Annotated in this window: 8 protein-coding genes and 1 pseudogene; 5 read left to right on the plus strand and 4 right to left on the minus strand. The window is 68.9% G+C overall.

Annotation, left to right across the window (positions count from 1 at the left end; all coding sequences use genetic code 11):
* Window positions 1-366: pseudogene (locus AC1DEY_RS22165) on the plus strand (hypothetical protein); the annotation flags it as partial.
* 101 nt (window positions 367-467) lie between these two features.
* Here the strand turns inward: AC1DEY_RS22165 and AC1DEY_RS22170 are convergent.
* From AC1DEY_RS22170 to xylA, 3 genes are all read right to left on the minus strand, one after another.
* Window positions 468-1,445 (minus strand): Gfo/Idh/MocA family protein, encoded by a 978-nt coding sequence (locus AC1DEY_RS22170; RefSeq protein ID WP_476869880.1) that lies wholly within the window; start codon window positions 1,443-1,445, stop codon window positions 468-470.
* An 82-nt stretch (window positions 1,446-1,527) separates the two neighbouring features.
* Window positions 1,528-3,057, minus strand: coding sequence for a xylulokinase (locus tag AC1DEY_RS22175; protein WP_476869874.1), 1,530 nt, complete (start codon window positions 3,055-3,057; stop codon window positions 1,528-1,530).
* A gap of 19 nt (window positions 3,058-3,076) precedes the next feature.
* Window positions 3,077-4,267: a xylose isomerase gene (gene xylA, locus AC1DEY_RS22180; protein ID WP_476869875.1), complete on the minus strand. Its 1,191-nt coding sequence runs from the start codon at window positions 4,265-4,267 to the stop codon at window positions 3,077-3,079.
* Between the two features lie 327 nt (window positions 4,268-4,594).
* Here xylA and AC1DEY_RS22185 point away from each other — a divergent pair, with 327 nt between their 5' ends.
* Genes AC1DEY_RS22185 through AC1DEY_RS22195 form a run of 3 tightly spaced genes read left to right on the plus strand, consistent with a single transcriptional unit; the run spans window position 4,595 to window position 8,017 of the window.
* The gene (locus tag AC1DEY_RS22185; RefSeq protein ID WP_476869881.1) at window positions 4,595-5,803 is read left to right on the plus strand and encodes an FAD-binding protein; all 1,209 of its coding nucleotides are present in this window, start codon (window positions 4,595-4,597) and stop codon (window positions 5,801-5,803) included.
* 10 nt (window positions 5,804-5,813) lie between these two features.
* Window positions 5,814-7,052: an ROK family transcriptional regulator gene (locus AC1DEY_RS22190; protein ID WP_476869876.1), complete on the plus strand. Its 1,239-nt coding sequence runs from the start codon at window positions 5,814-5,816 to the stop codon at window positions 7,050-7,052.
* Window positions 7,053-7,054: 2 nt separating this feature from the next.
* Complete coding sequence (locus tag AC1DEY_RS22195; protein ID WP_476869877.1) at window positions 7,055-8,017, plus strand: aldose 1-epimerase family protein; 963 nt, start codon at window positions 7,055-7,057, stop codon at window positions 8,015-8,017.
* 93 nt (window positions 8,018-8,110) lie between these two features.
* On the opposite strand, the gene AC1DEY_RS22200 is transcribed toward AC1DEY_RS22195, so the two are convergent.
* The gene (locus AC1DEY_RS22200; protein ID WP_476869878.1) at window positions 8,111-8,869 is read right to left on the minus strand and encodes a DUF4386 family protein; all 759 of its coding nucleotides are present in this window, start codon (window positions 8,867-8,869) and stop codon (window positions 8,111-8,113) included.
* A 240-nt stretch (window positions 8,870-9,109) separates the two neighbouring features.
* On the opposite strand from AC1DEY_RS22200, the gene AC1DEY_RS22205 reads away from it, so the two are divergent.
* On the plus strand, window positions 9,110-9,305 hold a 196-nt coding region (locus tag AC1DEY_RS22205; protein ID WP_476869879.1), incomplete at its 3' end, for a peptide chain release factor-like protein.

Here is a 9,305-nt window from a genome sequence, read left to right on the forward strand (position 1 = left end):
GGCGAGATCACGCCCCTGTCGAAGTTCGGCGAGATCACGCCCCTGTCGAAGTTCATCCGTCCGCACGCGGTGGCGATCACCACGGTCGGCCCGGTGCACCCGGAGAACTTCGCCGACGGCCCCGACGCCGGGTTCCGCAAGATCCTCGTCACCGAACCCGAACACCCCTACACCGGGAACTGGTGGCCCACCGGCCACGGCCTGGGCTACGAACACCTCTTCACCCACCAGGCCGTCGACCTCATCCACGCCATCGCCGACAACCGGCCGCCCTCACCCTCCTTCGCCGACGCCCTCCAGGTCCAAAAAGTCCTCGCCGCCATCGAAACCAGCGCCGGCAACAACAGCCACTGGCACACCCTCTGAGAACCACGGGTGTCCCTTCCCGACAAGACAACAGCGCATGCGGGCGTGAACCACGCCCGCATGCGCTGTTGTCTTGTGGCGCCGGTGGCGCTGATCCGTGGCTAGTCGGAGGGGTACGTGATTCCGGCCTGCCGGCGGACTTCATCGAGCAGCGACATGGCCATMAGYGWGTCGTCCAGCGGCATGGTGGGGCTCTCCGTCAGTCCGAGTTGAAGGCAGCGGATCACCTCGCGCAGCTGGTAGGTGTACCCGTGTCCCGCGGGCACAAAGGTCTCCAGCCGGGTCTCTCCCGAGCCGAASGTSAGGGCCAGYTCCGTCGGGTTGAACAGCGGCGCGTTGCACCGCAGCATGCCKTTCGTGCCGGACACCGTGGCTGTCTGAGTCGACACGGTGGTCAGCGAGACGAGGAACTGGGCGAAGGCCCCCGAGGAATAGGAGAGGGTAACGGCGGTTTCGGCATCCACGCCGTCGCCGTTGACGYGGGCCGCGGCCGTCAGGGACTGGGGSGCCCCCAAYGCAATGAGTGCCCAGGTCAGCGGATAGACGCCGACGTCCAGCAGCGCGCCGCCGCCTGCCGCCCGCTGCCACAGACGGGCCCCCGGAWAMCGGGGCGCGGGGAAGCCAAGATCCGCCTGGAYCGACCGGACCTCACCCAGTTCACCGGAGGCGATGATTTCCGCCGCCCGCTGCATGCTGGGAAGGAACCGGGTCCAGACGGCCTCCATCAGGAACAGCCCCTTGCTCCGGGCCAGCCCGGCCAGGACCGCTGCGTCCCGCGCGTTGAGGGTGATCGGCTTCTCGCACAGCACGTGCTTGCCGGCCTCGAGCGCCGCCTTGGCCACRGCGAAGTGGCTGGCGTGCGGCGTGGCGACGTACACGATGTCGACGTCGGGATCCTGGATCAGYTGGACGTAMCCCGGAAAACCGTCGTCGTCGGCGTAGGCKCGGCGGAARCCGTGCCGGGCGGCGAACTCCTCCGCRCCGGCACGGGACCTGGAACTGACAGCRTGCAGGACCGCGTCCGGCAACAGGGCSAGATCGCTSGTGACAATRGACGCGATCCTGCCGGTGGCAACCACGCCCCAGCGGACGGGATGGCCGGAGGCGCGGAGCGGATCCTGATGGCTGGAGGCAAGCAGCGGCGTTCCKGCCAGCARCGGCTCAGTTGCCGGAGTCAATGTGGCCGCACGCCCTCAGGTAATTCTGCCGAATGACCGGCTGGAAGTCCGGGGCCGGTGCGGCGTCCACAGCGACCGGCCACTCCGGACGGCTGCCGTGGTGGGCCCACGCCGCCTGGACAGCGGCACCCCGCGCCACGTACTCCCCCGGGCTGGGAACCACTACCGGCAGGTCGAAGACCTGGGCCGCGATGGCCTGCACCGCCGGGTTCTGCACGGCACCGCCGATCAACAGGAGGCGYGTTGCGGCGCCGCCTTGCGCCCGCAGGGAGTCCAGCCCGCCGGACAGGCCGCACAGCATGCCTTCAATCGCTGCCCGGGCAARGTTGCTCCGCGTGCTGGAGGCAATGCTGAGCCCGTGGAAGCTGGCCTTGGCGTGKGGCAGGTTGGGCGTGCGCTCMCCTTCGAAATACGGCACCAGCACCACGCCCYCKGCGCCGGGTTCGGCGTCCAGGGCAAGGCGTGACARTTCGTCGAAGTCCACGCCCAGGATGCCGGCCACGGAGCTGAGCACCCGTGCGGCGTTGAGCGTGACGGCGATGGGCAGGTACTCGCCGCTGGCGTCCGCGAATCCCGCCACCGTTCCGCTGGGATCKKYGACGSCGCGGGACGCCACCGAGAACACSGTGCCGCTKGTGCCYACGGACACCACCACGTCTCCGGGCTTCGCCCCCAGTCCCAGTGCGGCGGCGGCRTTGTCCCCGGCACCGGCGCCSAGCAGGATCCGGYGCCCTGACGCTAACCTGCCGGGTCCCGCGGTTCCGGGCAGGTCCGCCGTGCCGGATCCGAAGCAGCSGGGGTGGATCGATCCGGCGGAGTCGCCGGGGCCAAGAACCCGGGGCAGGACSACGGTTCCCGGTTCCCCGGGCCCGGGGTTCCCGGCGGCTTCCCTGGCGTCCCGGCCGAAGGCYAGCTTGAACAGGTCAAGGTCGTACTCCCCGGCCGAGGGGCTCCAATAGCCCGTTCCGCTGGCATCCGAGCGGTCCGTCGTGAGCTGCTCCAGGTCCGGGCCCAGCGGGCTGGAGGCTGCCGGGCCGTAACCGCGGAGGCGCCAGGTCAGCCAGTCATGGGGCAGCGCGACGGCCGCCACCCGGTCCGCCAGGTCCGGCTCGTGGTCCCGGACCCAGCGGACCTTCGTGATGGTGAATGAGGCCACCGGGACCAGCCCGGTCCTTCGGGCAAAGTCCTCCGCCCCCACTTCGCTGGTGAGCGCGGCCGCGGCCCCGGCCGATCGCGTGTCGTTCCACAGCAGCGCCGGCCGCACCACCTCACCGGCGCGGTCCAGCAGCACCATGCCGTGCTGCTGGCCCCCCACSGASAGCGCGCTGACGTCCGCCAGCCCGCCGGCGTCGTCGAACGCTTCTGACAAAGCCCGCCACCAGTGGTCGGGGTGCACTTCGGTGCCGTCCGGGTGGGCGGCACGGCCYTCGCGGACCAGCGTGCCCGTGCCGGCGTCCAGGACCACCACCTTGCAGCTTTGGGTGGAGGAGTCGACGCCGGCAACGAGTGTCATGGGAGCAGCCGTCACGGGATCAGCGGGCGCCGAGCAGGTGCTCGATGAAGAGCTGCTGCAGCTTCACGAAGCCGAAGCCCTTGCCGCCGAAGTAGGCGTCGGCGTTGAAGTCCTCGTAGGAAGCGCGGTCGGCACGCAGCTGCTCGTAGCCCTCGCCCGGGTTCAGCGTGGGTTCGTTGATTTCGGCCACACGCGAGGCCTGCAGGGCCGCCTGGACCTCGGGGTCGGCGCGGAAGGCCTKGGCGCGCTCCTTGAGCAGCAGGTAGGTCTGCATGTTGGCGGCGGCGGAGTCCCACACGCCGTCGATGTCCTCGGTGCGGCTGGGCTTGTAGTCGAAGTGSCGCGGRCCGGTGTAAGCCGGACCRCCGTCGGGRCCGCCGTTTTCSAGCAGGTCCACCAGGGAGAACGCGTTCTGCAGGTCKCCGTGGCCGAACACCAGGTCCTGGTCGAACTTGATGCTGCGCTGGCCGTTGAGGTCGATGTGGAAGAGCTTGCCCTGGTAGAGGGCCTGGGCGATCCCGTGSGTGAAGTTCAGGCCGGCCATCTGCTCGTGCCCGGTTTCGGGGTTGATGCCCACCAGTTCGGGGCGCTCGAGCGTTTCGATGAAGGCCAGGGCGTGGCCCAGGGTGGGCAGCAGGATGTCGCCGCGGGGTTCGTTGGGCTTRGGCTCGATGGCGAACCGGATRTTGTAGCCCTTGTCCGTGACGTAGTCGCCGAGCAGGTTCACGGCTTCGCGGTAGCGTTCCAGGGCGCCGCGGATGTCCTTCGCWGCGTCGTATTCGCTGCCTTCGCGGCCGCCCCACATGACGAAGGTTTCCGCACCGAGCTCGGCCGCGAGGTCGATGTTGTCCAGCACCTTGCGCAGGGCGAAGCGCCGGACGCCGCGGTCRTTGCTGGTGAAGCCGCCGTCCTTGAAGACCGGGTGGCTGAACAGGTTGGTGGTGACCATCGGCACGATCATTCCGGTGGCCTTCAGCGCGCCCGTCAGCCGGTCGATTTCGCGCTGGCGGTCRGCGGCAGAGCAGCCGAAGGGAAAGAGGTCGTTGTCGTGGAAGGTGATGCCGTAGGCGCCGAGGTCGCTGAGCCGGTTGACGGCCTCGACCGTGTCCAGCGGCGGGCGGGTGGCGGAGCCGAACTGGTCCTGGGCCTCCCAGCCGACCGTCCAGAGGCCGAAGGAAAACTTGTCTTCACGGGTGGGCTGAATCGTCATTGAATGCTCCGAGGGTAGATGTGTTGCCGGGGGTTCAGAATGAATTGTTCTACACACAAACATATTATGGATTTCTGTGGTGTCAACCACACTCCGATGAAGACTTYCGAAAACTGGCCCGCTCCCWTGSSWRGATTCACAGGGGATTTCCRTAGCGTTTTGCGGAAGCGGCTGTTATGTTGTGAACGACAGCAAATAGTGCCGCCGATGAGGCACGAACAGGCATGCACATAGCCAAAGGGGCCCGGAGTGAAGGATTCAACCGTGATCGACCAGCTGGCGAYCGAGCGCAACTGGGCGGGAAACTACGGCTACCAGGCGGCGAAAATGTTCCATCCGGCCAGCGTCGCCGARCTGCAGGAAGTCGTGGCCGGCGCCGGAAAGGTCCGCGCGCTGGGGTCCCGSCACTCGTTCAATGACATCGCGGACACCGCCGGGACCCTGGTGGTGCTGGACAGGCTCGACGCCGGGATCAGCATCGATGCCCAGGCCAAGACCGTCAGCGTCAGCGGAGGCACGCGCTACGGGACGCTCGCGGCGGAGCTCCAGCGCCACGGCTTCGCCCTGCACAACCTCGCCTCCCTGCCGCACATCTCGGTGGCGGGCGCCGTTGCCACCGCCACGCATGGTTCCGGCGACGGCAACGGCAACCTCGCCACGGCCGTGGCGGCGCTCGAGCTGGTTACTGCCGACGGCACTGTGGTCTCGGCCCGGCGCGGCGATCCCGACTTCGCCGGCATGGTGGTGGGACTGGGCGCCCTGGGCATCGTGAGCCGGCTGACCCTGGACATTGAGCCGAGCTTCGAGATTGCCCAGAGCGTCTTTGAAGGCCTCGACTGGGACCAGGTCCTTGAAAGTTTCGACGCGCTGACCTCTTCGGCCTACAGCGTGAGCCTGTTCACCGACTGGAGCGGGCCGWCGGTGGGCCAGGCGTGGCTCAAGAACCGYACGGACCGGGCCGTGCTGCCCGCCGGGTTGCCGGAATTCTTCTCCGGYACGCCGGCCACCCAGGCMCGTCACCCGCTGCCCGGCGTGTCCGGAAGCAACTGCACCCAGCAACTCGGCATYCCCGGGCCGTGGGCTGACAGGCTCGCGCACTTCCGGATGGAGTTCAMCCCCAGCAAGGGCGACGAGCTGCAGAGCGAATACCTGATCCCGCGGGAGCACGCCGTGGAGGCCCTCCGCACGATGCGCAGGCTCTCCGGCGTGGTCACTCCCCTGCTGCTGATCGGGGAAATCCGGACCATCGCGGCAGACGAGCTGTGGCTCAGCCCCAACTACGGCCGGGACGGGATCGGCCTGCATTTCACCTGGCGGCAGGACGAACCGGCGGTCAGGGCAATCCTGCCGCTCCTCGAAGCGGAACTGGCCCCGTTCGGCGCCAGGCCGCACTGGGGCAAACTGTTCCACGCCAGCGCCGCCGGGCTCGCCCCGCTGTATCCCCGTTTTGCCGACTTCACCGCACTGGCCGGCCGGCTCGATCCGGCCGGAAAATTCCGCAACGCCTTCCTGGACCGCACGGTGTTCGGCCGCTGATAGTGTCACGATGATGCCTCCACGTACCCCTGTTTCCGCCGCGGCCAGCGAGCCGGACCCGTCGCGCCGCAATAATTTGTCGCTGCTGACCTCCCTYGTCCATCACCACGGCGTCCTCAGCCGCGCCCAGCTGACGCGGCAGACGGGGCTGAACCGCTCGACTGTCGGCACGCTGATCGGCCAGCTCGTGGCCCTGGGCCTGGTCTATGAAACGGCGCCGGCCGGTGAGGGGCAGGTGGGCCGGCCCAGTCCGGAGGTCCATCCCAGCCCGTCGGTTGCGGCGCTGGCCGTCAATCCGGAAATCGACGCCGTCACCATCGGCCTGGTCAGCCTCGGCGGGAARGTGCAAAAGAAGATCCGKTTCSCAACCGAACGGATCCCCAGCGCCCGGGAAGCGGTGAACATCGCCTCGGCTGTGATCGCCGGGATGCGCTCCGAATTGGATGCCTCCTACCGGATCACCGGCATCGGCGTGGCCGTGCCCGGCCTGGTTAACCGCGACGACGGCGTCGTGCGGCATGCACCGCATCTGGGCTGGCGCAATGAACCGGTCGCCCGGATGCTGGGKGAGGCCACGGGTTACCCGTGCCAGGCCGCCAACGACGCCTCCCTGGGCGCCGAGGCCGAGATGATTTTCGGGGCSGGCGCCGGGCAGGGGAACCTGATCTACCTCAACGGCGGCGCCAGCGGCATTGGCGGCGGGATCATCTCCGACGGGCAACTGCTCAGGGGCGCGTCCGGCTACGCCGGGGAACTCGGCCACACCTTTGTCCGCTCCGGAGGCACCACGTGCCACTGCGGCGCCACGGGCTGCCTGGAAACCGAAGTGTCCCAGTCCCGGCTCCGCGAACTGGCAGGCTTGGGCAGCGGCGACGCCGCCGACCTCGAAGAGGCSCTGGCCAACAGCAACRCCGCCATSGTGAACGACGAGGTGGCGCGCCAGCTTCTGTATCTGGGCATCGCGCTCCGCAATGCCGTGAACATTTTCAACCCGGAGGCCATCGTCCTGGGCGGTTTCCTGGGGACGCTGCATGCGCTCGCCCCGACGTCGTTGAACGAAGCGCTGCTCTCCCAGGCCCTGGACGGCCCCGCGGGCCAGGTCAAGATCTACCGGGCGGCGCTCGGTTCGGATCTGATGATGATCGGAGCCGCGGAGCTGGCCTTCGCACAATTCCTTGCCGATCCCGCGGGCATCGGAACCGCCACCGCGCCATCACCCGGACGCGCACCCGCGTCACAGACAGGCTGACCATGCAGAACCAAGCAGTGCAGAAGCAGGCCATCTCGCCCATGGGCGAGCACTACGAACTGCAGGCAGMGYTGGGCGGCCGCCGCCAACGCGCGGTCGTGACGGAAATCGCCGCGAGCCTGCGCGCCCTGGAGGTCGACGGCGTCGCCCTCCTGCAGGACTACCCYGCCGSGTCCGCACCGCCGTCGTGCGCGGGCTGGGTCCTGGTGCCGTGGCCCAACCGCGTGGCGGACGGAAAGTGGACCCAYGACGGCGCCCCGCAGCAGTTGGCGATCACGGAACCGGCCAACGGCAACGCCCTGCACGGTCTGCTGTCCGGTGCCGCGTACAGYGTCGCGGGCCGSACGGCGGACAGCATCACGCTGGCCGCCGATGTCACCCCCGCACCGGGCTACCCTTTTGAACTYGCGACAACGGTCCGCTATCAGCTCACGGYGGACGGGCTCCTCGTCAYGCACGGCCTGACCAATACGGGCAGCCGGTCCGCCCCGGTCGCCGTCGGGGCCCATCCCTTCCTCAAGCTGGGCACCGTCCCGACCGAAGACCTGAAACTGTTCATCAATGCCGASACCCACATCGAAGTCGACGAACGGCTGAACCCGACCGGCGCCACCACAGCTGTCGGCGGGACCCGGYATGACTTCCGGGCAGGGCAACRCGTGGGCGCCGTCGACCTCGATGACGCGTGGGGCGACGTCCGCMGGGAACCGGAYGGCAGCTCGCGGCACTATCTCGAAGCCCCGGACGGCAGCCAGGTGCAGCTGTTCATGGATGCRTCCTTYGGCTATGTGCAGTCCTTCACCACCCGRATCTTCCCCGGCGACGGCGGCGGCCTSGTCACAGCCGTCGCMGTGGAACCGATGACGGCTCCGGCCAATGCCTTCAACAGCGGCGAGGGGCTGCGCTGGCTGGSCCCCGGCGAGACATGGCACCTCAGCTGGGGTATCCGCTACCRGCTGCCCTAGCCCGGATCCGAGGTCGCCCTGCTCGCAGCCCRCCGAAGTCGYCGGAAACSTGCGGGYTCGCCGGAATTTTCCGGCGAACYSGCAACGTTCCGGCTACTTCGGCCGGGCCKKGMCGAACCATGCRCTGGCCAGAAGCCAMAGGGTCCACACAAGGATCAGGACAATCCCGGCAAGTGTCGGGATKGTRTTSGCCGGGGAGAAGCCTTCGGCRCCGATGATCCAGCCCTGGGCAAGGTACGCMAGTCCGGAGAGSGCCATGAGGTAGCCGATCAGCCGGGCGACGCGTCGCGCCCCGACAACCACGGYGCCGGTCAAGAGCAGGCCCGCGCCCAGCACGAAGCTCTGGTAGCTGCGCATGCCCCACTCCAGCCAGCGGATGCCCTCGGCGGTCGCGAACCGGGCGGATTTCTCCGGTTCCGCGGCGGCGGCCCAGGCGTCCACGGCATGCTTGAGGGCAACCCCGTCCACGGCTTGGAGGACTGCATACAGGGCCAGCGCGACGACGGCGGCCGCCGCGCCGAAGCGGGCCGTCCAGGCCATGGCGCCGTCCGGCGCTTTCAGGACCACCAGCAGGACCAGCAGCCCTGAGATGAGCAGCGTCATGCCGGCGAACTGGCCCAGGTGGACGGCGGTCCAGATGCTGCTGCGGGCGTATTCGGCGAAGGTCGCAGCGTGGTCGTTGGCATTGGCCGTGTCGGCATGGAGCAGCCCGGCGACGACGGACACCGCGAAGCCGGCAAWCGCCAGCGTGGCCGCGAGGCGCAACGGCCCGCGCGACGGYGGCASGTGCCCTGGTTCGTCCGACGCCGCCGGCCGSGGGCTCGGACTGTCTGCTGTGCCAAACTTTTCCATGGGAATCGCCTGCTTCGTGCTGGCGTGCAGGGCGCGATGCGTGCGCCTATGCGCAGGCTACGCCGGTCGTGCCCGCGAAGCCACGGCCTGCCGCCCCGAAACCTGAGCCTGAGCCCCGCGACCCGAGCCCTGAGCCCGGCGAGGTCGCCGGAAACCTTCGAACTCGCCGGAATTTTCCGGCGAACGGGCAGCTTTCCGGCGACTTCGGCGTGCCCGCCAAAATCGTGCAACGCTTGGTGCATGGACTTGGAGGTATCGCCCGCGCTCACGATTCCCGCGTCGGAACTCGGCTGGCGGTTCTCGCGATCGTCCGGGCCGGGCGGCCAGCACGTCAACACTTCGGACAGCCGGGCCGAGCTCTCGTGGAACGTGGCCGGCTCGGCGGCGCTATCGGAGGGCCAGCGGCTGATGCTGCTCGCCCGCCTCGGACCACGCC

The sequence above is a fragment of the Arthrobacter sp. 05T47 genome (assembly GCF_056395825.1).